The organism is Streptomyces kunmingensis (assembly GCF_039533535.1).
GTDB classification, from domain to species: domain Bacteria; phylum Actinomycetota; class Actinomycetes; order Streptomycetales; family Streptomycetaceae; genus Streptomyces; species Streptomyces kunmingensis.
In genome coordinates this window covers 13,148-38,795 of record NZ_BAAATS010000028.1, presented here as the reverse complement: position 1 = coordinate 38,795, position 25,648 = coordinate 13,148, and the positions used below count along the sequence as shown (strand labels likewise).

Here is a 25,648-nt window from a genome sequence, read left to right as displayed (position 1 = left end):
CCTCTGGTTCACATCCGGCCATGCAATGCAGGTGGCCCGAGCTCGTGAAGGTGATCAATGTCAGCAGCATCGGGCAGGACCGGCAGCGCCGCCACGGCGCTCGCTCGGCGCCGCTTCCTCGCCGGAGCGGCCGCCGGTGCGGCCGCCCTGACGGCGGCGGGATGTGCGCGCGGGGACAGTACGTCCGCGCAGCCGGGGACCACGAGCATCTCCAACGACAACGCGACCTGGGACGACGGGTACCGCTCGGCCGGCCGTGAACTGGAGAAGATCACCGGCTATGCGCTGCGGCCGTTGTCGAACCCCTCGGTGACCTCGTACCAGCAGGTCGTGCAGATGACTCTGCAGACGTCTAAAGCCACCGACCTGGTCAAGTGGGCCTCCGGGTACCAGCTCAAACGCCTGGCGCGGGCGGGCGGGCTCACCGATCTGTCCGGCGTCTGGGACACGTACGCGGCCAAGGGCTGGGTGCGCGGCGCCTCGCGCTCCGCGGTGTCGTACCGCGGAAAGGTCTACGGCATCCCGCTCTACGAGTCGTACTACGTGCTCTTCTACAGCAAGCCGGTGTTCAAGAGGCTGGGGCTGTCCGTCCCGCGCAGCTGGGCGCAGTTGCTGGACTGCGCCGAAGTCCTCAAGCGCAACAAGATCACGCCGTTTCTCGGCAGCCAGAGCGGTGGCTGGCCCGCGACCGAGTGGTTCCAGGAGCTGGTCACCAAGGTCGACCCGCACTTCTACCAGAAGCTGATCGCGGGCAAGGCCTCCTACACCGACGACGCGGCCCGCCGGGCGATGGACATCTGGCACGACTTCATCCGCAAGGGCTGGATGACGTCACCCGACTTCGACCAGGCGCGCGGGCCCGGCGCGCTGAAGGAGGGCACCGTCGGCATGTTCCTCCACGGCACCTGGCAGGCCCAGGGGATCGCCGCCGCCGGCATGAAACCGGACGTCGACTACGGCGCGTTCATCCTGCCGACCGTGCGGGACTCCACCCCGAAGAGTGTGATCGCCGAGTCGGGCGTCTTCACCGTTCCCAGCCGTGCCTCCTCGCACGAGGCAGCCATGGCCAATGTCGGGTCCTGGCTCGCGCCGCCCGTCCAGCGCACCTGGAGCGATTTCCTTCAGGACAGCTCCGCCAACCCGAAGGTGCGCTCGGGCAATCCGGTCGTGGCCCAGTTGCAGCGCGACGTCGCACAGGAACGGCGGCTCCCGCTGATCCGCTACTGGGAATCCAGCCCGCCGAGCCTCATCCAGGGCAACACCGATGACCTGGGCGGCTTCATGGCCGGGCAGACCTCGCCCGCCACCACCCTGCGCCGGATGCAGGAGCGGGCTCAAGACGAATGGGCGGCCTGGAGGCGCGACGAAGCATGAGCACTTCAACGACCGACGCACGCACCGCCGCACCCGACGGCGGCAGCGCCCCCACTCCCCCGCGCGACGGACGGCGTACGCCCATGACCCCCTCATGGCGCGTGCAGCGGGAACGGCTGACGGCCGGCGGGTTCATGGCTCCGGCCGTGCTCCTGGTCGCGGTCTTCCTGCTGGCCCCGTTCGCCTGGACCGTCTACCGCAGCTTCTTCGGGGACACCCGGACCTCGCCGTTCAGCTGGTTCGACAACTACACGCTGTTCGCTTCCGATCCGGCGCTGTTCCGCTCGATCCAGAACACGCTGATGTGGGTGGCGGGCACGGTTCTGCTGCCCTTCGTGCTCGGCCTCGCCATCGCCTGCATGACCAACGCCTCGCGCTTCTCGCGCCTGGCCCGGCTCTGCGTCGTACTGCCCTACGCACTGTCGGGCTCGGCGGTGGCGGTGGTGTGGAACTTCATGCTCACCACCGACGGCGCCGTCAACCAGGTCCTCATGGCCCTCAACCTGGACTCGCTGGCCCATGGCTGGCTGCTGACCTGGCCCGGCAACAGCGTCGTGATGATCCTCGCCAACGCCTGGCAGGCCACCGGGGTCGCCGTCATCCTCTTCCTGGTGGGACTGCAGTCCATCCCGCCGGAGACCCTCGAGGCCGGCGCGCTGGACGGCGCGGGGGGCTGGCAGCAGTTCCGCCACATCGTGCTGCCGCAGCTGCGACCCGTGTCGATCATCGTCATCGGCATGAGCCTGGTCAACGGGCTCAAGTCCTTCGACCTGATCTGGGTGCTCACCCAAGGAGGCCCCGGACGGGCCACGGAGACCCTCGCGGTGTCCATGTACAACGAGACCTTCCTGGAGCTGCGGCCCGGCGCGGGAGCCGCGATCGCCGTCGTGCTCACCGTGATCGTGCTGGCGGCGTCCTGGCTCTACCTGCGCCGTCAGCTCGACGTGAAAGGCGAATGACCATGACCCTTGGCCGAGTGGTACGCAACGGCACCGTCGCGGTGCTCGCCGCACTGTGGCTCGTCCCGACCTGGCTCCTCGTGGTCAACGCCCTGGTGCCCGCCGGGAGTTACTCCGGCAGCCCGCACTGGCTGCCCCAGGACTTCGGACTGTTCGCCAACATGGCGCAGGCCTGGGACAAGGCCCACCTCGGACCGGCGCTCGGCAACAGCCTCGTGTACTCCGTCGCCAGTGCGGTGGCCGCCGTGGTGGTCGCCACGTTCGCCGCCTTCGCCACGATCATCATGCCGGTGAAGCGGCGGGTGCTCTGGTTCTGGGTGATCTACTCCGGAACGCTGCTGCCGCTCCAGGTCTTCATCCGCCCGCTCTTCCTGTCGTACGCCGAATCGTCCCTGTACGACACGCAGTTCGGCCTCGTGCTCATCTACACGGCCATCGCGATCCCCTTCGCGTTCTTCGTCATGCGCAACTACGCCCTGACGCTGCCGCGGGAAGTGATCGAGGCGGCGCGCATGGACGGTGCGTCCTGGTGGCGCGTCTTCTGGCAGATCCATGTCCCGCTGAGCAGGTCCGCCATGATCGCCGTGTTCGTGTTCCAGTTCGTGGCGGTCTGGAACGACCTCATGTTCGGCATCACCCTCACCACGAGCCGCAACATCCGGCCCGTCATGGCCGCCCTCGCCGACCTGCAGGGCAACTACTCCAACGTCGGCCCTCCGGTCGTGCTGGCCGGCGCCCTCCTGGTGTCCCTGCCGACGCTGGTGCTGTTCTTCTCCGCCCAGCGCTTCTTCATCAGCAGCCTGCGAATCACCCGCTGATCCGCGGGCGCTCCGCTCCCTCTCCACCGCCGCGAAGGGAAAACCATGCGATCGCTGCTCCGCCGTGCCACGGTGACCGCCGTCTGCGCCGGCCTGCTCTGGAGTGTCACTCCCGCCCACGCACAGTCCACCGACTCGACCTCTGCTTCCGGTAGATGGGCCGACCGCGCCACCCAGGCGTACGACGCCCTGCAGACACATCTCTACGAGGGCGCCGACCACCACGGCCTCTACCTGGAACACACCCCGCGCCAGGACACGGACCTGGAGCACTCCTTCCTGTGGCCGCTGCGCGAGGCGGCCGCCGCCGCGGTGGACATGCAGCAACTCCCCCGCACCGGTCCGCACTACCGGCGCGACGCCGCGGAACGCTTCGACACGGTCGACCTGTACAACGGCGCCACCGACCGGCCGGGCTACCAGTCCTACCTGCCCGCCCCGCTGGGCACCGGCGGCGACGTGTACTACGACGACAACGCCGTGGTCGCCCTGAGCCAACTCGACCAGTACGAGCAGACGAAGGACCGCGGCTACCTGAAGCAGGCCGAGCAGGTCGTCCCCATCGTCTCCCGCGCCTGGGACGACGACACGGCCAAGGCGTGCCCGGGCGGCATGGACTGGTTCGACTCGCCGAACAACACCGTCCGCGCCACCAATGTCACCGCGCTCTCCGCCCAGCTAGCCGCCCGCCTCTACACGCACACCCACAAGCGCACCTACCTCGACAAGGCCGAGAAGTGGTACGGCTGGGTGTACTCCTGCATGCGCACGGCACCGGGCCTGTACGCCAACGACCGCGGCGACGACGGCAGCACCAACGAGACCCTGTGGACCTACAACTCGGGCGCCATGATCGGCACCGCCGCCGCCCTCTACCTCGGCACCGGCGACCGCGCCTACCTGAAGAAGGCCGTCGAGGACGCCCACGGTTCCCTCGCCCACTGGACCCGGGGCAGCCGACTGCACGACCAGCCGGCCGTGTTCAACGCCTTCTACTTCAAGGACCTGCTCACCCTGGACGCGGTCCGCCCCGACCCGGCCTACCTGAAGGCCATGAGCGCCTACGCGGACAGCACCTACAAGTCCAACCGGGACCCGGCCACCGGCCTCTACCGCTTCCAGCCCTCCGGCGGCGGTGACTACGACGCCGCGCGACCGGCCGCCACCCTCGGGCAGTCGGCCATGGTCCAGATCTACGCCACCCTCGCCGACGCCACCTCCTGACCGGGCGCCGCGCACCGCCCCACCCCCGAAGCAAAGGACACGCACGCACCATGCCCAAGCCACCGCTGACCCGGCCCTCCTGGTGGGACTCCGACCTCGCGCGCGACATTCTGCGGAACCGGGTGGCCACCACCGCCGGCCTCGGCGATCTGCGGGTGCAGCTGGCGGGCGAACCGCTGCTGCGCCGCGACGGCCGGGGCGGACTGCTCCAGTCCATCCGGGTGCGGGTGCACCACCACCCCGGCGCGGCACACCCGCAGCCGCGCCTCACACGTGCCCGGGTGACGACCGGCGGGGGCACACCCGTGCACTGCGAGATCCTCTCCGGCCCCGGCGACGACACCCGCGTCCTGATACCGGAAGTCGACGCACCCACACCCCTGCTGATCGAACTCCCCGACCTGCAGGAGGGCACGCAGCTTCCCTTCGAGGCCCACCCGCAGCGCCACTGGACCCTGCACCTCGTACAGCACTCCCACCTCGACATCGGCTACACCGACCCGCAGGGCCGCGTCATGGCCGAGAGCCGCGCCTACCTCGACTCCCTGCTCGAGCTGTGCCGGGACACGGACGACTGGCCGGACGACGCCCGGTTCCGCTGGGCCGTCGAAGGCTTCCACTCCTTCCAGGACTGGCAGGCCAACCGCCCCCGCCGGCAGATCGACACCTTCCTGGACCGCGTACGCGAAGGCCGCATCGAACTGTCCGCGATGCCCTTCAACCTCCACACGGAGACCTGCTCCACCGACGAACTGCATGAACTCCTGCGCCCCGTCACCGAGTTGCGGGACCGCCACGGCATCGAGATCCGCACCGCCATGCAGACGGACGTACCCGGCCAGGTCGTCGGTCTGCCCGACGTGCTGGCCGGCAACGGCATCCGCTACCTCTCCGTCGCCCACAACTGGGCGGGGCGGGCCGTACCGCACCTCGTCGGCGGGGAGAACCTCCCCCGCCTGTTCCGCTGGCAGGCACCCAGCGGCGACAGCGTCCTGGTCTGGCGCACCGACACCCCGCACGGCCTGGCCTACATGGAAGGCTCCGTCCTCGGCTTCGACGAGTCCTACGACAGCGTCGACGACCTGCTGCCCGCCTACCTCAGCGCCCTGGCCGAGTTCCCCTACCCCCACGAGGGGCGCGGGATCCCCGGCTTCCCCATCCTGGACAACACCGTCACCGCCGACCCCTACCCGTGGGACGTGCTGCACCTGCGCGTGCTCGGCAAGTTCGCGGACAACGGCCCGCCGCGCAGGATCATCTCCGACACGGTGCGCCGCTGGAACGAGCAGTGGGCGTTCCCGCGACTGCGGGCCTCCCGCAACCAGGACTTCTTCGAGGACGCCGAACAGCGGGTCGGCGACCGCCTCGAGACCTATCACGGCGACTGGACCGACTGGTGGGTCGACGGAGTGGGCGCGGGCGCCGTACCGCTCGCCGCCACGCGCCGCGGCCAGGCCGCCCTGTCCGAGGCGCAGACCGTGGCGGGCTACGCCCACCTGCTCGGCGTGCCCGGCAGCACCGCCGTCACCACGACGGCGCCGTCCGTCTACCGCGCCGCCTCCCTGTTCAACGAACACACCTGGGGCGGGGGCGACCCCTGGACCCACGGCGAACACGGTCACGGTTCCGGCGAGAAGCAGTGGCACTGGAAGTACGCGCAGGCCCTGCGCGCCCACGACGACGCGGAGGCCCTCCTGGACTCCGCCGCCGCGCTGCTCGGCGAAGCTTTCGCACCCGCCGCGTCCGCCCTGGCCTCCTACTACGTCGTGAACACCTGTAGTTGGGACCGGACGGAGACCGCCCGTCTCTTCCTGCCCGAGAGCACCGTGGCGCTGACCGCGCCGGTCCAGGTCCTCGACGCCCGCACCGGCAGCCGCCTGGCCTTCGCTCAGGAGGACCAGAGCAACGAACGGCACCGGGCCGCCGGCCGTTTCCTGAACGTGCCCGTGGCCGAGGTGCCCGCGTGCGGCAGCGTGCGCCTGGACATCGTCCCCGCGGCGCACTCCTCCACCGCCGACAGCTTCGACGCGCCCGCGGAGCCGGCCGTCCCGGAGCCGACCGTCCTGGAGAACGACCACCTGCGCGTCACGGTCGACCTGCGGGGCGCCTGCATCGGCTCCATCGTCGACAAACAGACCGGCCGCGAACTCGTCCGGCACGACGCCGCCATCGGGTTCAACGGCTACGTGTACGACGAGTACGCGACGGCCGGCGGGTTCAACCACCAGTCCAGCAAGACCGTCGCCGACGACTCGATGCACCTGCTCGCCTCGCGCACCACCGCACCACCGGCGGCGCTCGTCGACCGGACCACCGACGCCACCGGACACACCCTGGTCTACGAGTGCGCGCCGGCCGGCACCCGCCGCCTCCGTGTGACGGTGCGCCTCCCGCACGACGCGGCACGTATCGACATCGAGAACCGCATCGACAAGCCGGCGACGCTGACCAAGGAGAGCGCGTTCTTCGCCTTCCCCTTCGCCCTGGACGACCCCGCCGTGCGCATGGAGGCCACCGGCGGCGTCACCGGCACCGGTCTCGACACCGTGCCCGGGTCCGCCCCGCACATGCGCGCCGTCCGGCGCTGGATCAGCCTCGCGGACAGCGCCCACCATGCCGCCCTGGCCACCATCGACGCACCCCTCGTCCAACTCGGCGGCATCGCCATCCCCTACGTCCCCTACCCGCCGTCGCTGCCTCGGGAGGAACCGGCCACGGTGTTCTCCTGGGTGCACAACAACATCTGGGACACCAACTTCCCCTCGCAGCAGGCCTTCGAGCACGTCTTCCGCTACAGCGTCGGCATCACCGCCACCGAGCAGGCAGCCCAATCCGCGGTCACCGGCGAGCACTTGGCAGCGCGTACCGCGGCCGTCACCGCACACCCGCTCGTGCCGGTCCGCGCCCGCGCCCACGGGGAAGCCGAACCGCCGGCCGAGCTGCGGTTCCTGACGGTGGACGACCCCCGGGTACGTCTGGTGGGGCTGACCTCACCGGACGAGGACACACTCCTGGTCCGGCTCCAGTCCCTGGCCGACACACCTGTCACCTGCCGCCTTTCGACCCCGTTCGCCGTCGCGGGGGCCTTGCGGACCAACTACCTCGGCCTCGCCCCCAGTGAACTCCGCCCGGAACCGGACGGCGTCATCCCGGTCGAGGTGCCGACGCTCGGGACGGCGGCCGTGACCCTGCGGTTGAGTCGTCCCTGACCGGGCGCACGCTCTACTCTCATGTGTGGCATGCACGGAGACGGCATGTGAGGGCCTGCCCATACAGGGGCAGGCCCCTCCACTTCAGGGGAGGCGATGGTGCTCGGACGGGGCACACGGTTGCGGTTGCTCGCGGCCTTCATGACCGCGGCTTGCATCGTGCTCATCGGCCCGAGCGCCCCGAGCGGCGCCCCCAGCGCCGTAGCGCTGCCGTCGTACGCCGCGAAGAAGGTCGTTGCGAACCGGGTCCTGACGTGGAACATCTGCAATCCCTGCGGCCGCAGCGGGCACAACGTGGGCCGGGCCGCGGAGATCGCCACGTATGCGCCGCAGGTCTTCGGTCTGCAAGAGGCCTGCGTACGTGATGTCGAGAAGATCCGGGACTACCTGGAGAACTTCTACGGCCTCGTCTACCACGTCGAGTACGGGACGGTCCTGCGGAACTGGAGCCGCTGCGGCGGACTGCCGTGGCGGCCCGGCGCGTTCGGCCAGGCGCTTCTCTCGGCCGCACCGATGACGGACCGCGTGCAGACGGAGTACCCCGACGGCGGGTCCGAGGACCGCGGGTACCTGGCCGTCACCACCGAGGTGGGCGGCCGGCCCGTCCGCGTCTTCAACACCCACCTCGCCGAGCGCCGGCAACCGGAGGTCCGGGCGCGGCAGGTCCGCGTACTCGCCGCGGAGGTCGCCCGGCACGACCGTACGATCGTGCTCGGCGATTTCAACGCCGTGCCGGACGCCCCCGAACTCGGCGGGATGTGGGCACTGGCCAGGGACACCGACCCGGAGTGCCGCCCGTCGCCCGCCGGTGGCGCCTGCGAAACGACCACCGACTGGCAGAGCAAGTTCGACTACGTGTTCCTGCGTGGCATCACTCCTCTCGCGCATCGCGTGCGCCCCAGCCTGTACTCGGACCACCACCTCCTGTACTCCGATCTGGGCCCGGTCTAGCCGGCGACTCCGTCAGCCGGTGCTGGAGCTCGATGTGCCGGAACTGGTAGACGGCCCCCACCCGGCGCAGCACCCCGCGCTGCTCGTGCGCGTCGGCGAGAAAGGCCATCAGATCGCGGGGCAGGCGGCCCCAGACCGTCAAATAGCAGCGTGCGACGGCGTACCGGCCCCAGGCGACCTGCCGCATCCCGATCGCAAGGCCCGACAGGAGGGCCGGCATCAGCCCGACGGCGAACACCCACAGCCGGTCCTCGGCGGGGTCCGCGCCCCATACGCCCGTCGACCCCCACAGCGCGGCGCACCAGCCCTGGGTGCCGATCACGGCGGCGCCGACGGTCACCGCCGTCGCCACACATGTACCCATCATGCGGCGGTCGTTGGCCAGCAACGCCCGCCCGTCGACGGCGGCGCCCAGGTCGACCGGCACCGTGCGCAGCGCGTGCAGGAGCAGGCAGGCCACCGCGAAGACCGCACCCACCTGACCTGCGGCCCAGGCCGCCGCGACCGGATCGGCGGGCGCGATGTACATCCGGTCCGACCCGGCCGAAAGTACGTCGGCCAACAGGCCCTCGATCAGTACGCCGCCGCCCAGCACCGTTCCGCCCAGCAGTCCCAGGCACACTCCCCCGGCGCTCCAGTGCCAGCGCACCCGGGCCGCCGGAGCGGCTGTCTCGCTTCGCGGTCCGTCCCCGACGGTGGCTGCCGCCGTGACGCCGTAGAGGAGCGCGTGGAGCGTGCCGCAGGCGTTGCCGAACGCCAGCGCGTAGCAGCTCGCGGCCACGATGCCGGTGGCCAGGGCGCGCCGGTTCCAGGCGGAGGGGCGACGCGGCGCGGGCCGTCGGCCGTAGGCGAATCCGGCGATGATGACGCCGACGAGCGCCAGCGCACCGCCGTTGCCCAGTCGGCGCAGCACGAGTTCGGCGGAGACGTCGGCGCCCGCGGCCGCCGCGCAGAGCATGGTGACCGTGAGGCCTCCGACGAGTCCGCCCGCGAGGCCGCCGCACATGCCCGCCGCGACGACGCCGAGTCCGCCCCGTTCGTCCCAGCGGGCCGGAGCGGGCAGTTGAGGGGCGAAGTGGTGGATCAGTTCCATGGTGACGCCTTCGGCCAGCCAGCCGAGTACGCCGAGCAGGACGCCGGCCAGCACCCGGGGCAGCATCGCCGGGGCCGCGTGGTGCAGCCGCCACCAGGCCACTTCTGCCGCGCCGTCGCGCCCGTGCTCCATGTGTCGGGCCAGGAATCTCAGCGTGTCGAAGGCCTGGTCCGCGGTCCACCGGCAGGGGCGGCGCGGATGTCGCCGGTAGGCGGCCGGAATGAAGGCGTCGAGGAGATGGTGCTCGACCGCGGCCCGTGTCGTAGGCCCCAGCACGTCGGCGGGGTCGGGGAGTTGTCCGTGTCCCTCGTCGGGGCGGGGGTTGTAGACGGACCGGGCCAGGGACACCATCAGCGGGCTGGTGAGGGCCTGGGCCACCGGGGTGTCGGTGCTGCCGAGCGCGGTCACCACCGGCGTCCAGCGCTCCGCAGCGGGGGTGCCTGCGCCGCCCGCGTCGTGCACCAGGTAGTCCGCGACGCTGCGGCCGTCGAGGGGGTCGAGATGGATGCCGGCCAGGTCGGCCGGTCGCGCCGGGACTCCGGTGGGCGGGCGCAGTGCGGCCAGGTACTCCTGGGGGCGGCTCGACAGCACCAGTCCGCAGCCGTACGGCAGGGCCGCGGCGATGTGGTGCAGGGCCAGGGCCCCGGATCTGGCGGGGAGTTCGTCGAACCCGTCGAGCACCGGCAGGACGAGCCGCCGCTCCAGCAGCATTCCGGCCAGGGTGGTGTTCCCGTACGGGCCGGGGGCTGCTTCGGCCAGGTCCGCATGGTCCTGGACGAGTCTGCGCTCCATCCACGCGGGCAGTTCCTCGTCGGCCGGATTCCAGGACGCGAGCGGAAAGAGCACCGGCACGGGCTCGCCCGCGTTGCGGCGCTCGGTCAGGGCCAGGAGGAGCCGGACGAGCAGGACCGTCTTGCCCGCGCCGGGCCCGCCGAGCACGAGCAGCCGCCGGTGGGGCAGGTGCTCGGTGAAGAGAGCGCCGAGTTCCTCACCGTGTCCGGCGAGCCGGTCGGACTCGGCGGTGGTGGCGAAGTCCGTCTCCGCGCAGCGCCAGGAGACGGGCAGCGGATACGGCTCCGCGAGCCGTCGCACCCGTGCCTCGCTTTCCCATTGGCGGTGTACGGCGATCGCGAGCCGGTCGGCGACGCCGCCGGGGTCGTCCACCGCGGCTTCGGCCCGGTCCGCCCGGTAGGCGCACCAGGCGAGGTAGGCGCCGGCTCCGGTCGGCAGCAGGGCGGCCAGGACCGTGGCCGGGTCGTCGAGCCTCGGGGCGACCAGGAGCGCCCCGAGGACGCCCCCGCCGAACAGGACCAGGTACACCGTCCCGGCCCGCCGTACGCGCGACCTGGGGGCAACATCGTTCACCCGACGAAGAGTCGCGCACACCGGCCCCGCACAGGTGCGGTTCGCTGTGCCGCCACCCGAGGGGGTGAAACACCGAGAAGCGTCAACGGCCTCGGCGGCGAGCCCGGGGCGATCCGTCGGTGCTCAACAGCCTGCCGGGGACAGGCAGAATTCATGGCCCTCGGGATCGGCCAGCACGATGTTGTCCGCGTGCCGGGCTTGCAGGGTCCTCCCCTATGCTCCGCGCGCCGGGTGGATGTTGTCGCGGGGTTTATTCGTGGAAGGGTTTGGTACCGAGCCGGCTCTTGAATGTGTCGATGTTGACGCTCATTCGTTTGAGTGCCGGGTTGTGGTCGCCCGGGGGCTGGGCCTCGAAGATGGCGCGTTCCACTTCCAAGTAGGCCAGGTTCTCGATGGTGACCTGGGTGCGGTCGGGTGGGCTGAGGTCTTCTATCCGCTGCGTCAGACCTTGTACCGCCGAAATGGTGCGGGACAGATGGTCCTCGACGATGCGGGCGACGTTGACGCAGTCGCTGTGGCCTTTTCCCTGCCGGGAGAAGAGTTCGGCGCGTACGTCGGGGCGGAAGTCGAACACCACCTGGTCGTACGGGGCGTTGCCGGGGTCGTGGGTGTTGATGACCTGGATGAGCCCGCTGTTGAGGATGTCCGCCAGGTGCCGGGGGCCGGTGCCGGGGGCGAGCAGGCCCGCTATGAGCTGCATGATGTGGCGGTTGAGCGGGGCGGCGGCGAGCAGCGTTGTCAGGCGTGCCGTTTCGGGGAGGGTGGTGCCGAGGAACTCGACGAGCCGTTGCGGGATGTCCTGGGGCGGGGTCGTATCGCGTCTGGCCCGGTGCGTGGCAGGTATGAGTAACGCCTGCTGGTGGATCCATTCGCTGGAGTAGAGCAGCCGGCACCATGGTTCGATCCAGCGCTTGTTGAGTTCCATGACGGGGATGATCACGTCGTCGTCCGCGGGCTCCGGCGTGCTGTCCAAGGCGTCGAGGGGCGCGGCCTCCGTGGGCTTCACCTCGAAGGTGCGGTTGTGGCCGCCCAGGATCGAGGAGCGCAGGACGACGGGCGTCGTGGTGCGCAGCGCGGAGCGTTTCCAGTCGTCGTGGGGCTGGACGTGGAGGATGGCGACCGGGTGGTGCAGGGCCCAGTCGCGGAGGTGGCGGTGGAGCGGCTCCGCGTTCCAGGCGGGGCCCACGGTGTCGGAGATGAGCAGCACGATCTTCTGCCGTTCGGCGTTGCCGAGTCCCGCCTTGGCGAGGGCGCCCTGGTCGAAGAGGGAGCGCTGCGGGTCGTAGCCCTGGCTGTGCAGCTTGACGACGTGGATGTCCGCGAAGAGCGGGATGCGGTGGGTGCTGGTGACGAAGGCGTTGACGGTGGGGTACCACGCGGCCATCGAGGCGCCGGTGTCGATGATGAGGACGAGGTCCCAGTGGGAGCGGCGATGGTGGGCGCGCGGCATGGCGCCCGGTGCGTTGGGTACGGGCGCGGGCGGCCTGGCCGAGTGCTGGTCCTCGTCGAGGATGTCCAGGGTGTGCAGGGCGCGAGCGGCCAGGCTGGCGTGCTCGACCTGCGGTTTCGGCCATTCCTTGGGCGGCATCGTGAAGATGGACTGGGGCGGGAGGGCGCGTAGGGGGAAGTCGGAGGACGTGTGGGGGTTGTCCTGCGGGGTGGTGGTGATCAGCCAGTCGGTGTCGGCGATGCCGCTCATGAGAGGCCGGCCTCGGCCGGTGCCACCAGATCGTGCACCGCGGGGAGGGTGTTCTCGGGATCGTCCCAGATGAAAGTGATGTCGCGGGCGGTGTCGCTGGGCGGCCTGCCGTAGAGCGTGCCGGCACGCAACGCGTTGACGCGCAGGGGCAGTTCGTCCAGGGGGCCGTCGTCGATGAGGCGTTGCGCGAGGGTGTGGAAGGCCGGGGAGCAGTTGTAGCGATGCCAGAGGATGGCCGGGGCGCCGGTGCGCAGAGCTTCCATGAACTCGGCGCGTCCTTGTCTCTTGCTGGGCGGGTTCTGGAGGATGACCGGCTCGCTCGGGGCGGCCGGTTCCGCGGTGACGGGTACGGATGGTGCTGGTTGAGGCGCTGTCACACGTGTGAGCGGCTCGGGCTCGTCGCTCTGCTGGTTGATCTGGCTCTCCCAGCGTGCTCGCCAGGCCTCTTCGATGGTGGGCAGTTCGAGGCGGTCCAGACTGCGCACGACGACCGGCGCGTTCGGGTCGGGAAGACGGGAGTCCGTGCACCATTCCCAGACGGGCTGGTTGACGAGCGCCAGGGGAAGCCAGAACTCGATGAGGGGACGCTGGGCGGTGTGCGTGGTCTGCGACACCCACTGGCTCAGCCGCTGGATGACGGCGGCGCGCAGTTCGTCGCCCCTGACGGCACGGGAGTCCTCGTCGCGCAGCGCCGGGGACGTGCTGCCGATCCCGTCCCGGTGCCACATGCGCAGGGTGTACTGATCGTCGTTGAGTCCGTCGGGCAGGAGGACGAACATGACGCGGGCGTGTCCCGGCTCGGGCAGGACGAAGTCGGCTGCCGCCGACCGGCATTGGAGGAGCTGGTTTCCGAGACCCCAGGACTCGGCCTTGCCGGTGGTCCATCGCTGAAGGCGTCCGCGCTGGTCCGGGGCGGACGCCGCGAGGTATTCCAGGAAGGCCAGGAAGGGCGGGAGTCCGCTGGGCAGGATGTTGCGCCGCAGCAGGTGCAGGACGGTCGGCCAGGCCTGCGTGCAGTGCGGGGGGAGGTCGGCCGACAGGGGCGGCAGGCAGGCGCGGGCGGCGGACAGTGCGTCGGCCTCGGGAATGTCCTGGACGAGAGGTTGCAGATGGGTCAGCTCCGTGACGGTGACCCATTTCTGTGCGGCTCTCCAGTCGGCGAGCGTACGTAAGGGGGCGGCCGCCACCGGATCCTGGGTGACCTGCTCGATGGCGCCCGCGAGCGCCTCCGCCCAGGAGACCTCGCGGGCGCACAGCTCGAGCAGTTGCTGCACCTGGGTGCGGTAGGACGCCGAGGCGTCGATGCCGTGACGGATGTCGCGGTGGCTGCTCTTGACGCGCCACAGCATGTCGCGCGCGGCCTCGGGGGTGTTGAGCTGCGGGCTTGCGCCCAGTCGCTGCTGTATGGCTCTGATCAGCGCGGCAATGGCGGGGTCGCCCAGGAGGTCGGTACCGGCCGTCGTGTGCTGCTGTTCCGTCATGACGAATCACTCCTGCGGAGCCGGTCGGTGCGCCGCGGGTCGGCGGCCGGTGCGTGGCGCGGTGCGGGTCCATAGTGGGGCCGGCACCCGTGGCTGGGTAGGGCATGTGGCGACGATTTACGCGTTCGGGCGCGATACAGCGGTGAACCGTCCACACTTTCTCTTCTATGGACGCAAGTGGACTGGCCGCGTGGGCGGCCGCGGTCACCAGTGCGGCGACGCTGGTCGTGACGACGTGGGTGGGGGGCCGCCGGGAGCGTCATCGCTGGCTGCGCGAGGCTCTGACCGAGGCGTTCGTGGCGTTTCTGGCGTCCAGTTGGCGGCATTCCGACGCGGCGCGCGGCGAGGCGTCGGACGCGCAGCACGCCGCGTTGGCGGCGGAGTACGAGGAGATGCGTCAGCAGTTGACCCGGCTGCGGCTCCTCGCCGGGGCGGACGTGGTGAAGGCCGGTGAGGCCCTGGTGCGCGCGCACCGCGCCGTGCAGGAGGCCGGGGTGGGGGCGGTACGGGATCAGGCGTTGGTACGCGCTTCGCAGGGGCGGCGTACGGTGCTGGCCGCCGCGCAGAAGCTGATGGGTCTGTGGTGAAGGACCTCTGACGCCGTCGATGTCATCGCACATAGCGGCCCAGCTTGGTCTCGACGCTGTCGCGAAGGTGGGTGAGTGCCGCTCGCGCCGGGGCTTCGATGCCCGGCTGTCTGAGCCGGTCGTTGATCCATGCGGCCACCGCTGCGATGGCCTCGGGCTCGGTGACCACCCCTGGCCGGGGCTTGGGGCCGCCGGGCGTGCAGGGGCCGGGGAGCCAGTGCATCACGATGTTCAGCACGGCATGCAGCAACAGCGGTTCCTCGGCGTCGAGTTGCTCCATGAGGGTGTTCCAGTCGCCGAGGATTCCGAGGGCGATCAGCCGGGCCCGGTGCAGGCTCTCGTGTGCGCCGGCGCCGTAGGTGACTTCCTTGAGCTGGTACTGCAGTGAGTAGGCCTTGGTCGCGGCGTCGGGTTGCTCGGTGACCTCCAGGCGCGTCAGGTAGGCCAGGGCGACGAGGGCGTGTGCGGCGACGACGGTGTCGACGGCCCCGTGGAGGGGGTGCGCGTGCCGGATGACGTGGTGCTCGTTGTCCGGGTGGAAGGCGACCTGACGGACGTAGTCGCTCTGCTGGTGCAGTCCGGTGCTCGCGGCGATCAGTACGAAGCGGTGCGCGTCGATCCCGGTGACCGTGGACCGGGGCTTGAGGCCTTGCAGCGCCGCGCTGTGGGTGGCGCTGAGCGGAACAGGTTCGAAGTAGGGCGCGTCGATCAGTACGTCGGTCGTGCTGATCAGTTTCCGTTTCTCGCCGGTGCTGAGGCCGGGGCTGTCGAGGAAGAGGGCGCTCTCGGTGTGGTCGGGTGCGCTACGGCGCCACGCGAGCGCCCAGGGCCAGGCGAGGGCGTGCGGAGCGGCGCCCTTGCGCAGCTCCTCGTCCACCATGAGCGCCGCGCGGGGGCGTGCCTGGGTGTCGAGGCTGCTGACCGCGCCGACCAGGGCGGACAGCGCTTCGAGGTAGCCGTCCGCGAGGGCGGGAGCATGGATACGTACGACGTCGTCGACGGCGGCGAGCTCGTGCCTGTGCAGTCCGTGGACAAAGCTGGCCAGGGTCAGCAGGCGCCTTGGGCTCGCCGCGGAGGCGAGGTCCTGCCAGTCTCCGCGGGCGGGCATCTCGCCCTGCTGGAGCATGCGGTGTGCTGCCACGGCGGCGTCGAGGTCGCCGGCTCCGGCGAGCAGCGCCGGCCAGTCGTTGTCCTGTGCGTCGGCGAGAAGCAGCGCGGCCCGCGCACCCTGCTCGTCGGGCGCGGTGCAGTGCTCGGCAGCCGTCTCCAGGAGCCGGTCCCATCCTGGGGCGTCGGCGAATCCCGCACCGAAGCGGTGCTCGAGAAGGGTGTCCACGCGTCCGTGGGCCGCCAGCGCCGTCAGCAGATCCATGCGTTCACGGTGGAGTTGGAGAACGGCCGCTCTCTCGGTCTCGGTATGGCTGCTGCCGCGCAGTTGGCGGGCCAGCTGCGCCAGTCGCTCCGCGCAGGCGTCGGCGTAGACGGTGGACAGTGTCCGGCTGGGGACGATGTCCAGTTGCCGGAGTGTCTGCCATGCCTGCGCGACCACCGCCCAGGGTCCGTCCGGCGTGACCCGGTCCCAGACGTGGCCCGCAAGGCCGGTCAGTCCGACGGCCGCGACACTGCGCAGGGCGCGTACCGTCACCTCGTCGTCGCCCTCGGACGGCGGCCGGTCGAAGACGACGGTCAGTACGCGGTTGAGTGCCTCGGCGGCCTCCGGCACGAACCACTGGTGCATCATCACCAGGCCGTCGAGGGCGTCGGCGGCCGCGGGGCCGTCGAGGGCGGCCGATTCCAGGATCTCCTTCGCCTGCGGTGTGCCGTTCTTGGCCAGCGCGTAGATCGTCTGCCGTCGCACCGGAGCGGCGGTGCCGGGATCGCCGAGCGTGTCGCGCAGGGTCTGCAGCACCCGTTCGCGCAGCGGGGCGAAGCAGTTCGGCGGGGCTGCCTGCAACAGCCAGGTCCCGTAGACGATGTTGACGTCCAGCGCCGTCTCCAGCACCTGGCTGACGATTCGCTGGTCGGTGTCGGGGTTCGCGACCAGCAGTTGCGCCGCGTCGCGGCAGTGGAAGTGCAGGATGCGGTCGCACACGTCGTCCGGCTGCTTCTTCTGGAGCATGGCGGCCACGCAGTAGGCGTGGATGATCGGGTTGGCGAAGGTGACCCAGGCCTTGTTGGGGTCGTGCACGATGGCTTCGGAGTGCAGCAGAGCGTCCAAGGTCCGCTCCGGGTCGTGCAGGTTGAACTTGTTCAGGAGCGAGAGGGCCCGTTCGTAGGGGAGCGCCGCCCCGTGTTCGTCCATCTCGTAGGCGAGGCGGCGCAGGAACCGCATACGGCGGTCGATCTCGCCCTCTTCGTCGCTGTGCACCAGGCGGCGGACGAACTCCTCGACGAGGCGCCCCGGGTTGGTGGTGCGGAAGTCGTCCTCGTCCAGGTAGTGCTTGACCATCATGTGCAGGAAGAGCGGTTTGGTGGCGAGGTCGCGCAGGCTGACCGCGCCCGCGTCCTGGAAGATCGCTTCGTAGAGCACACGCACGCGGGGTCGCCATCCGATCGGGTTCTGCCGGCGGATGTGGTCCTCGATGTAGTCACTCGCCTGAGCGGCGCGCACCTTGTGCAGGGCCACCGCCTGCCACCCCAGGGCGTCGGGCTGGTAGTCCAGTCCGCGCTGGCACAGCACGATCCGCAAGGAGGGGCAGCGCAGGCTCACCTGCTTGATCCAGGCCAGGACTCTCGGTCTGTCGTCGGCGTCGATCTGGTGGAACTCGTCGACGATGAGCAAGATGCCGCCCGCCTGGAGCAGACACGTGAGCACGGCGTCCGACATCTCGGCCGGGATGCTGCCGCAGGCGCGCAGGCACTCCGCCACGGCACTCGGGGTGAACTCCTCCCCGGCCGGGCCTGTGCCGGTGTGCAGCTGCTGACGGAGACTCAGTGCTTTGACCAGCAGCGGCCAGGGTGTGCTCGGGCCGCCGGCCCCGTTCTCGTCCCGGGTGTGCAGATCTCCGCTGAGCAGGCGGGCGCGGAGCTCGGAGACGACGGTCGTCTTCCCGCTCCCGCACTCCCCCACCAGAACCAGGTGCCGGCGCCGCCCCGTCAGCAGGTCCAGAGCTTCGCGCGGGGTGGGGTCCAGCGCCCCGTCTCCCTGCGGGATCAGGGGCTCACCCACCTCCAGGTAGCGGCCGGTGAGCGGGATGTAGGCGAAGGTGAACGAGCATTTCCGGCGCAGGTCGGCCAGCTCCGCACGCGCGGGTCCCTCCACGATGGCCTGCAGAAGCAGCGGATCAAAACCCGCCGTCTCGCCCTCCTGCGCGCCTTGGGCAGCGATGAGCAGATCTATGACGTGCGGGTGATGCTGGGTGTGGGGAGTCAGCAAAGCGGCCCGCAGCAGGGCCAGTTGCTCGTCGTCCCAGGTCGAGAAGAGGGTGGGGTGATCTTCCCGTAGTCCTTCGCCGGCCACCCCGGCGACGGCGGCGCAGGACCGGACGCGGTGGGCGCTCTGCTCCCGGTCGGGGAATTTCAGCGCCCGCAGCGCCGAGAGCGTCAGGTGCTCGAGCAGTTGACGCGCGGGGCGTTCGGCGTCTTTTCCGGCGGCCAGCTGCATCGCCGCCCGGCGCACCTCCCACAGCACGAGCAGCAGGCGAGCGCCTCGGTCGGATTCCTGGGCCTGGTGGGCGAGGGACGCCACCAGTTTGTCCAGGCAGTCCAGGGCGACCTGGTGCTCGGCGAGTGTGCACAGCACGGCCAGTTTGCGCTGCACGCCGACCAGTTGCTCCCAGGACAGGCCCGCGTCCTCCAGCTCGCGCAGCAGGCAGACCTCGAGCCAGGTGTAATCGCTGAACGTGAGGGCGTTCTCGTCGTCCTGCTTCAACGCGTTCGCGAAGTCGATCACGTAGGCGTGCGAGTCGACCAGGAGGATGTTGCGTGGGTTCAGGTCGCCGTGCAGGACGCTGAAGACGCGCTTGCGCCGGGAAGCGGCGAGGATGCCGTGCAGGCTGCGCAGCGGGTGGTCCACCGTGAGCCCTTGATGGCGCAGGTGCTCGGCGGTCTCGTCGCCCTGCGACAGGTCCAGGAAGCCGACCAGACGCTGTGACCACAGCGCCGAGCGCGTCTGCACCACCTCGGCGCTCAGGCGAACACTGGCGAGGTCGGCGAGTTCACGCGCCAGATCCCTGTTCACACCGGCCCCGTGCCCCACCACGCGCACGGAGGCCACATGGTCCACGGTGCCTTCCAGCACCTTCGGAGTCAGGACAGGACGGTCTACGCGAAAGGCGATCCGTTGACCCGGGGCGAGAGTCCTCGCCGGCCCCGGCGGAGCGGTCGACGCGCGGCGCAGACTCTCACCGTCGTGCTCCGTCCGCCGGAGTTCCTCCGCGTCGGGAGAGCCCACGCTGAGTTCCACCGCGACGTCGTCGGGCCGGACACGTTCATAACGCAGGTGGACATCCACGCCGAGCGACCGATTGCTGCCGGCCAGCTTCGCGTCACGGGCCTGCGCGTTGCGGTGCAGATGGACGGCCAGACGGGCCAGCGTCTTGCGCAGGGTGTGGCACGACTGCTCGGTGGCGTCGGCGGACAGCACGCCCGCACGGACGATGTCCTCCAGCGTCCGCAGCCCCCGCGGACCGGCCCCCTCCCGCTCCTGCGCATGCTGGTACACCACGACCTGGCGCGGCCAACCGCCCTGGTCCGGCGGCGGGTCCAGAACCTGACGGCTGGCCGCCACCACCGGGACGAGCGTGGAGTACTCGCGCTCGGGGTCCATGGCGCGCCCGCGGCGCCACTCCTCCGCGGCTTCCTGCAGAGGGGACAGTTTGGCGACCTGCTGCCGGGAGTCCTGCGCACCTGCCAGCTCCAGACGCAGTTCCAGAACCTGTGACCCGCTCCGGCCGCCGGCGAGGCGGCGTACGACCGACACCGTCCGCAGCTCGCCCGGCCAGTGCCCGACGCCCCCTTCCGAGGGCACGTTCGACAGCGCCGAGCGGATGCCTCCCCATTCCTCTTCGTCGATGCCACAGTCCGCCTCGAATTCGACCGTCCACTCCACAGCGCCCCCCGTTGGCACCTGGCACATGGCACATGGCGGCGTCTAGATGTGCCGCACATCACACATAGTCAGCGTAAGGGCGATTGGCATATGCCGACCCCCCTGGTGCGGCATATGGCTGAGCTTTCAAGCAAGGGGTGCCGTCCGGCGGGCACACGAGTAGTCAACTGCCGCTCCGGTAACGGGAATCACCCGCCGCGGCGAGGCTTCCACTGCCGGAATTCCTCGTGCGTTCCCATGCGTTCTCCGGCCTTGATCCCGCCTACGCGGCCCGCGCCAGCAGCCGTTGCAACCGCAGGCCCCGGTGGGCGTCCAGCTCACTCGAGCGGCCCGCCCTGACCGCGTCGGCGAATTCGCGGCGGAGTACGGGCCAGCACTCGTCGTGGTCGATCCCCGCCGTGTCGTAGACGAGTTCGGGGCCGGGGCCGAAGAGTTCGACCCGGGTCAGGGACCGCTCGCGGGCGACCGAGCCCGACAGCGACGCCTGGCTGACGGCCCCGTTCTCGTGCTCGCAGGTCAGCTCGATCCAGCGGCGCGAGTCACCGGTGGCTCGAAGGTCCACGACGGGACCGACGGCCGCGTCGAGGAGGTCGAGCAGGTGCGGGCCGAGGTCGTACAGGGCGCCGTGTTCCAGGCGCCACGAGGTCGCGAACTCGCCGCCGAGGAACGCCCCGTGGAGGTAGCAGGAGCGTGCGCCCGTGACGGAGAGCTTGCGGGCCTCTTCGATGAACCGCCGGGTCTGCGGGTGGTACCGCTTGGTCAGGACGAGCTGGGAGACGACGCCCACCTCGTCGACGGCGTCCACCAGGCGCTCGGCCGCCGCGAGGTCGAGCGCGAGCGGCTTCTCCAGCAGGAGCGCCTTGCCCGCCTTGGCCGCGAGCGGCGCCAACTCGGCCTGGACGGACGGCGGCACGGCGAAGGCCACGGCCTCGCAGTGGTCGAGCAGTTCGCCGAAGCTCGCCGCCGCTCGTGCTCCGTAGGGCGCGGCGGTCTCCCGCGCGGCCTCGGCGCGGCGGGCCCAGACGGCGGTGAGCCGGGTCTCGGGTCCCGCGGCCAGCATCCGGGCGTGCATGGCGCGGGCCCACGGGCCGGCGCCGACGAGTCCGACCCGGACGGGGTCGTGGGTCCATGCGGCGGTTTCGGTCACTGGTCTTCCTGGGGCTTCGGTGCGGTGGGGGCGGTGGGTGCCGCTTCGGTGAGCGCCCGCAGCCGGGCGTCGGCGCGCTGCGGCGCGTACAGGACGTCGACCACCATGGCGGCGGCGCCGATCAGGCCCGCGCGTTCGCCGAGGCGTGAGGTGACGACGTTCAGATGGGCGGTGGTACGTGGCATCGCGCGCTGATAGAGCAGTTCGCGCACGCCGGTCATGAAGGGGATGCCGGCGAGGTCCCCGGCGAGCATCAGGACGCCGGGGTTGAGCAGGGTCACGACGGTGGCGAGGACCTCGCCGACCCGGCGGCCCGCCTGCCGGGCGAGCCGGACCGCGTCGGGGTGGCCCTGCTCCAGGAGCGCCTTGACGTCGGTGGCGGAGGTGACGTCCAGTCCCTGGGCGGACAGTTCCCTGGCGAGGGCGCCGCCGCTGGCCACGGCCGCGAGGCAGCCGTAGGAGCCGCACATGCACAGGGCGTCGGGCCGGTCGTGCAGGCGGATGTGGCCGATGTCGCCGGCGCCGCCGTCGATGCCGCGGAACGACTCGTCGTTGACGACGACGCCGGCGCCGATGCCGGTGGAAACCTTGACGAGGACGAACGCGGAGCAGTCGCGGTGGCCCGCCTGCTGCTCGGCGAGCGCCATCAGGTTGGCGTCGTTGTCCACGAACACGGGGACGGCCCCGGTGGGCGTGTCCTGCATGCAGGCGCCCACATGCTGTGCGTACGCCTCCTGCATCCGCTCCCGGACCGGGAACTTGTCCCAGCCCGGCATGATCGGCGGCTGGATGATCTGGCCCTTGTCCCAGTCCACCGGGCCCGGCACGGACAGGCCGATGCCGCAGACCTTCTCCGCGGGTGTGCCCGCGGCGGCGAGCAGGTCCGGGAAGTGGCGGGCCAGTTCGTCGAGCACCCGGTCGGGGCCGTCGCCGATGTCCAGGTCGCCGGTGTGCTCGGCCAGGATGGTGCCCGCGAGGTCGAGGACGGCGATACGGGCGTAGCGGGTCTCCAGGTCGATCGCGATCACGGCGGCGTGGCCGGGGTCGAAGACGATCCGGTGGGAGGGCCGGCCGCCGGTCGACGTGCCGGTGTCCTGGCGCAGCCAGCCGGCCCGGTTGAGTTCGTCGAGTCGGTGGCCCACCGTCGACCGGGACATGCCGGTCGCGCGCTGGAGGTCGGTCCGGGTGTTGGCCCGGCCGCCGCGGATCAGTTGCAGCAGCCCTCCGGCGCTCGCCGGACTCGGCGTCGTCATCGCGTCGTTCCCCTCGTGAGGTCCTGGTGCCCTGTGCGGCTGTTCCGTGTCGGTCAGCTCTTGTCCGCGCCGGCGGTGAGCCCCTCGGTGAGCAGGCGTTCGGCGGCGAAGAACAGGATTACCACGGGGATCGTCAGCACCACGGATCCGGCCATGAGGACGGTCTTGGAGACCTCGATGCCGTTGGCCAGCTGGGCCAGGCCGAGGGAGACCGTCCACTTGTCCGGGTCGGCGGCCAGGAACAGCAGGGCGAACAGGAACTCGTTCCAGGCGATCATCAGCACGTACAGGCCGGTCGCCATCAGCGAGGGCAGGGCCACCGGCAGGATCACCTTGCGCAGGGTCTGCAGGCGGCTGCAGCCGTCGAGGGCGGCGGCCTCCTCGATCGAGTAAGGGATCGTCACCAGATAGTTCTTGAGCATGTAGATCGCCACGGGGACGGTCTGCGCGACGTAGACGATCGCCAGGCCGACGAGGCTGGAGGACAGTCCCATCTTGGCGAACATGACGAAGAGCGGGACGGCGAGCAGCGTCGACGGGAACAGGTAGACGGCCAGGAACAGGGCGCTGATCTGGCGGTTGCCGAAGAACTTCAGGCGACTGATCGCGTACGCGCCGGGCACGGCGGCGAGCAGGGTCAGCGCGACCGTGCCGAGCGACACGAGGGCGGAGTTGCGCAGGAGTTGGAGGAATCCCTGGCCGCCGTCGCCGGTGGAGCGCAGCACCTCGCTGTACGTGGCGAGGGTGAACTGCTTGGCCGACACCCACAGGGAGCCGGGGTCGAGCAGCAGCGAGTCGATGGGTTTCACCGACAGCAGCAGCATGTAGTAGAAGGGCACGCAGGTGATCAGTACGAGGAAGGCGATGACCACCCACCGCGCGGCGCCGAAGAACCTCTCCTCGAACTGGGCCCGCGTCATGGCCGCCTTGCGGGTCACGACTCCTCCTCCATCTTGTTGCCGAAGAACTTGAAGTACAGGCCGAGCACGACCATGAGGGCGACCGCCAGGACGAGGGCCTGGGCGGCCGCGGCGCCGATGTCGTAGCGCGAGGTGAGGAAGTCGTAGACGCGCACGGCGGCGACGTCGGTGCCCGCTCCGCCGCCGGTCAGCAGGTAGACGTCGTCGAACTTGTTGAACGTCATGATGAAGCGCAGCACGCACAACAGCGCGATCACCGGCATCAGCTGCGGCAGCATGATGTGCCGGAAGCGCTGGGTCGGGGTGGCACCGTCGACCTGCGCGGCCTCCTCCAGGCTGTCCGGCACCGCCTGCAGGCGGGCCAGGATGAACAGGAAGGCGAACGGGAAGTACCGCCAGCATTCGAAGGCGATCACGGTCAGCAGCGCCAGGGGGATGTCGAAGTGCAGGCCCAGGAGGTGGACCTCGCACTCGCGCGTCGACAGGAAGGCGATGGGGTCGTCCCAGCCGAAGAAGCGCTGCCCCCAGTCGTTGACGATGCCGTACTGCGGGCTGAGCGCGGTCTCCCAGACGAACGCGACGGCCACGACGGGCGCCACGTACGGCAGGAGCATCGCGGCGCGCAGCAGGCCACGGCCGCGGAACGGCCGGCGCAGGGCGAGCGCGGCGACGAGACCGAGCGCGACGGAGCCGAAGGTGGCGCCGGCGGTGTAGAGGAGCGTGGTCCCGAGGCTGGACCAGAATCCGGCGGAGTCGAAGACCTGCTCGAAGTTGGCCAGGCTCCAGTTGCCGAAGAGGCCCATGCCCTGGATGTCGACGAGCTTCGCGTGCTGGAAGGCGAGCAGGATCGTCCAGAGGATCGGCAGCACGACGACGACGAGCACGACGACGAAGGTGGGGCTGACGAAGGCGAGGCCCGCGCGGCCCTCGCGGCGGCTCATGGTGAGCGGGCGGCGCGCGCGGCGGCTGCCCGCGGACGGGTCCGGCGCTCCGTCCGGAGGGCTGGGGCGCTTCTCCGCGCTGGTGGTGGGGGTTGTCATGACACGGCTTTCGTGAGAACTGGGGCGTACGGCTGGGGCTGCTGCTCGCGCGGCTACTGCTGGGACTTCTTCAGGGCGGCGACCTCGTCCTGGGCCTCACGGGCGGCTTCGGAGGCGGAGGTCTGGCCGCTGGTCATGGCGCCGATGGCCTTGGGGACGGGCAGTTCGCCGTTGGTGGCGCCGATGAGCGCGCCCTCGCCCTGTTCGATACCCCAGCGGCGGATGGCGCCGACGCCGTCGGCCAGCCGGTCGAGGAGTTCGGGCGAGTAGACCGCGTCGAGCGGCTTGCGGGTGTCGACGCCGATCCTGCTGTGGCGCCAGGCCGCCAGGTACTTGTCGGGGTCCTGGGCCGTGCCCCGGCGGACCGGGATCTTGCCTTCGGGGGCCAGGCCGAACCAGGACTCGTAGCCGCGGCCCATCATGTACTCGATGAACTGGCGGGAGGCGGCGGTCTCGGCGGTCTTCGTGGTGACCCAGGAGGTGACCTCGCCGAACTGGGCGGCCTTGGCGGAGCCCGTGCCCTTGAGGGCGGTGACGACACCGGTGTTCTCGGAGAGGAACCGCCGGTCCTTGCCGCACTGCTCGCAGCTGGGCAGAGCGTCCTTGCGCAGGCCCGCGAGCTCGTCGAGGAGGAACGAGGACCAGATCATCATCGAGGAGCGGCCCGCGAAGTAGGTGGCGCGGGTCGAGTCGACGGTCTGGGTGCCGGGCGCTCCGTACTGGCGGGCGAGCTTGTCGTACGCGTCGAAGGCGGTTGTGCACTTCGGCGAGTCCAGGGTGACCTCGTGCCGGTCGTCGATCATCTGGCAGTCGTTGGCCAGGGCCAGGCTCTCGAAGCTCTGCGAGGTGAACACGTCGGAGGGGTCCGTCGCGGCGGACATGCCGTCGTGGCCCTTCGTGCTGAGCTTCTTCGCCGCTTTCAGCAGCTTGCCGTAGCTGTCCGGCGTACCGAGACCGGCCTTGGCGAAGTCGTCCTTGCGGTAGACGAGGAGCTGGAGCCAGGCGTCGGACGGGACGCCGAGGTTCACGCCGTTGTCGGTGGTCAGGTCCAGAGCGTTCTTGTTGAACGTCTTGGCACCCAACTTCTTGACGATCTGCTGAGGTATGTCCGTGTTCAGCAGACCGTTGGTGTACATCTGCCAGGTCTGGCCGAGCGGGGCGGCCCCGATCACGTCGGGCAGATGTCCCGAGGCGGCGGCCGACATGATGAGCTGCGGCATCTGCCCTTCGTCGACACCGACGAGATGGACCTTGACGCCCGTCTTCTTCTCGAACCTGTCAATGATCTTCTGCGTCGCGGCGACCCGGTCCGGCAGGTTCTCCTGCGACCAGACGGTGATCTCGCGGTCCGGCGTGCCCGGTCCGGTGCTGCCGGAGCAGCTGGTGAGCAGTCCCATGCCCAGAGCTGCCGTGACGCTGGCCGCGGTCGTCCTCGACCAGCGGGTCCTGGTGCGCATTGCCTGTCCTCATCGCCTCAT

At 70.5% G+C, this 25,648-nt stretch carries 16 protein-coding genes; 7 read left to right on the top strand and 9 right to left on the bottom strand.

The window, feature by feature from the left end:
* Positions 1–57: 57 nt before the first annotated feature.
* The 6 genes from ABD366_RS30975 (at position 58) to ABD366_RS30950 (ending at position 8,535) form a co-directional block, all read left to right on the top strand.
* A complete protein-coding gene (locus ABD366_RS30975) occupies positions 58–1,374 on the top strand; it encodes an ABC transporter substrate-binding protein (RefSeq protein ID WP_324773226.1) in 1,317 nt (438 codons plus the stop codon).
* The gene (locus ABD366_RS30970; RefSeq protein ID WP_324773229.1) at positions 1,371–2,333 is read left to right on the top strand and encodes a carbohydrate ABC transporter permease; all 963 of its coding nucleotides are present in this window, start codon (positions 1,371–1,373) and stop codon (positions 2,331–2,333) included. The genes ABD366_RS30975 and ABD366_RS30970 overlap by 4 nt, the downstream gene beginning before the upstream one ends.
* On the top strand, positions 2,330–3,151 hold the full coding sequence (locus ABD366_RS30965) for a carbohydrate ABC transporter permease (protein ID WP_411293835.1): 822 nt from the start codon (positions 2,330–2,332) through the stop codon (positions 3,149–3,151). Before ABD366_RS30970 ends, ABD366_RS30965 begins: the two co-directional genes overlap by 4 nt.
* 45 nt (positions 3,152–3,196) lie before the next feature.
* Positions 3,197–4,375 (top strand): glycoside hydrolase family 76 protein, encoded by a 1,179-nt coding sequence (locus ABD366_RS30960; protein ID WP_324773234.1) that lies wholly within the window; start codon positions 3,197–3,199, stop codon positions 4,373–4,375.
* Between the two features lie 50 nt (positions 4,376–4,425).
* Positions 4,426–7,584, top strand: a complete 3,159-nt coding sequence (locus tag ABD366_RS30955; protein ID WP_324773236.1) for a glycoside hydrolase family 38 N-terminal domain-containing protein — start codon at positions 4,426–4,428, stop codon at positions 7,582–7,584.
* Between the two features lie 96 nt (positions 7,585–7,680).
* Complete coding sequence (locus ABD366_RS30950) at positions 7,681–8,535, top strand: endonuclease/exonuclease/phosphatase family protein (protein WP_324773238.1); 855 nt, start codon at positions 7,681–7,683, stop codon at positions 8,533–8,535.
* Here the strand turns inward: ABD366_RS30950 and ABD366_RS30945 are convergent.
* From ABD366_RS30945 to ABD366_RS30935, 3 genes are all read right to left on the bottom strand, one after another.
* Complete coding sequence (locus ABD366_RS30945) at positions 8,456–10,993, bottom strand: NACHT domain-containing protein (protein WP_324773241.1); 2,538 nt, start codon at positions 10,991–10,993, stop codon at positions 8,456–8,458. The genes ABD366_RS30950 and ABD366_RS30945 overlap by 80 nt on opposite strands.
* A gap of 250 nt (positions 10,994–11,243) precedes the next feature.
* Positions 11,244–12,692 (bottom strand): SAV_2336 N-terminal domain-related protein, encoded by a 1,449-nt coding sequence (locus tag ABD366_RS30940; protein WP_324773243.1) that lies wholly within the window; start codon positions 12,690–12,692, stop codon positions 11,244–11,246.
* Positions 12,689–14,173: a VMAP-C domain-containing protein gene (locus ABD366_RS30935; protein ID WP_324773245.1), complete on the bottom strand. Its 1,485-nt coding sequence runs from the start codon at positions 14,171–14,173 to the stop codon at positions 12,689–12,691. The genes ABD366_RS30940 and ABD366_RS30935 overlap by 4 nt, the downstream gene beginning before the upstream one ends.
* A 167-nt stretch (positions 14,174–14,340) precedes the next feature.
* Here ABD366_RS30935 and ABD366_RS30930 point away from each other — a divergent pair, with 167 nt between their 5' ends.
* The gene (locus tag ABD366_RS30930) at positions 14,341–14,760 is read left to right on the top strand and encodes a hypothetical protein (protein ID WP_324773247.1); all 420 of its coding nucleotides are present in this window, start codon (positions 14,341–14,343) and stop codon (positions 14,758–14,760) included.
* A gap of 22 nt (positions 14,761–14,782) precedes the next feature.
* On the opposite strand, the gene ABD366_RS30925 is transcribed toward ABD366_RS30930, so the two are convergent.
* The 6 genes from ABD366_RS30925 to ABD366_RS30900 form a co-directional block, all read right to left on the bottom strand.
* On the bottom strand, positions 14,783–19,810 hold the full coding sequence (locus ABD366_RS30925; RefSeq protein WP_324773249.1) for an AAA family ATPase: 5,028 nt from the start codon (positions 19,808–19,810) through the stop codon (positions 14,783–14,785).
* A 262-nt stretch (positions 19,811–20,072) separates the two neighbouring features.
* Positions 20,073–20,957 carry a Gfo/Idh/MocA family protein gene (locus ABD366_RS30920; RefSeq protein ID WP_324773251.1) on the bottom strand — a complete coding sequence of 295 codons (885 nt, stop codon included), beginning with the start codon at positions 20,955–20,957 and terminating at the stop codon, positions 20,073–20,075.
* Positions 20,954–22,210 (bottom strand): ROK family transcriptional regulator, encoded by a 1,257-nt coding sequence (locus ABD366_RS30915; RefSeq protein WP_324773253.1) that lies wholly within the window; start codon positions 22,208–22,210, stop codon positions 20,954–20,956. Before ABD366_RS30915 ends, ABD366_RS30920 begins: the two co-directional genes overlap by 4 nt.
* Positions 22,211–22,263: 53 nt before the next feature.
* Positions 22,264–23,130 carry a carbohydrate ABC transporter permease gene (locus tag ABD366_RS30910; protein WP_324773284.1) on the bottom strand — a complete coding sequence of 289 codons (867 nt, stop codon included), beginning with the start codon at positions 23,128–23,130 and terminating at the stop codon, positions 22,264–22,266.
* Positions 23,131–23,144: 14 nt separating this feature from the next.
* A complete protein-coding gene (locus tag ABD366_RS30905) occupies positions 23,145–24,170 on the bottom strand; it encodes a carbohydrate ABC transporter permease (protein ID WP_324773255.1) in 1,026 nt (341 codons plus the stop codon).
* A gap of 53 nt (positions 24,171–24,223) precedes the next feature.
* Complete coding sequence (locus tag ABD366_RS30900; protein WP_324773258.1) at positions 24,224–25,627, bottom strand: ABC transporter substrate-binding protein; 1,404 nt, start codon at positions 25,625–25,627, stop codon at positions 24,224–24,226.
* Positions 25,628–25,648 lie beyond the last annotated feature (21 nt).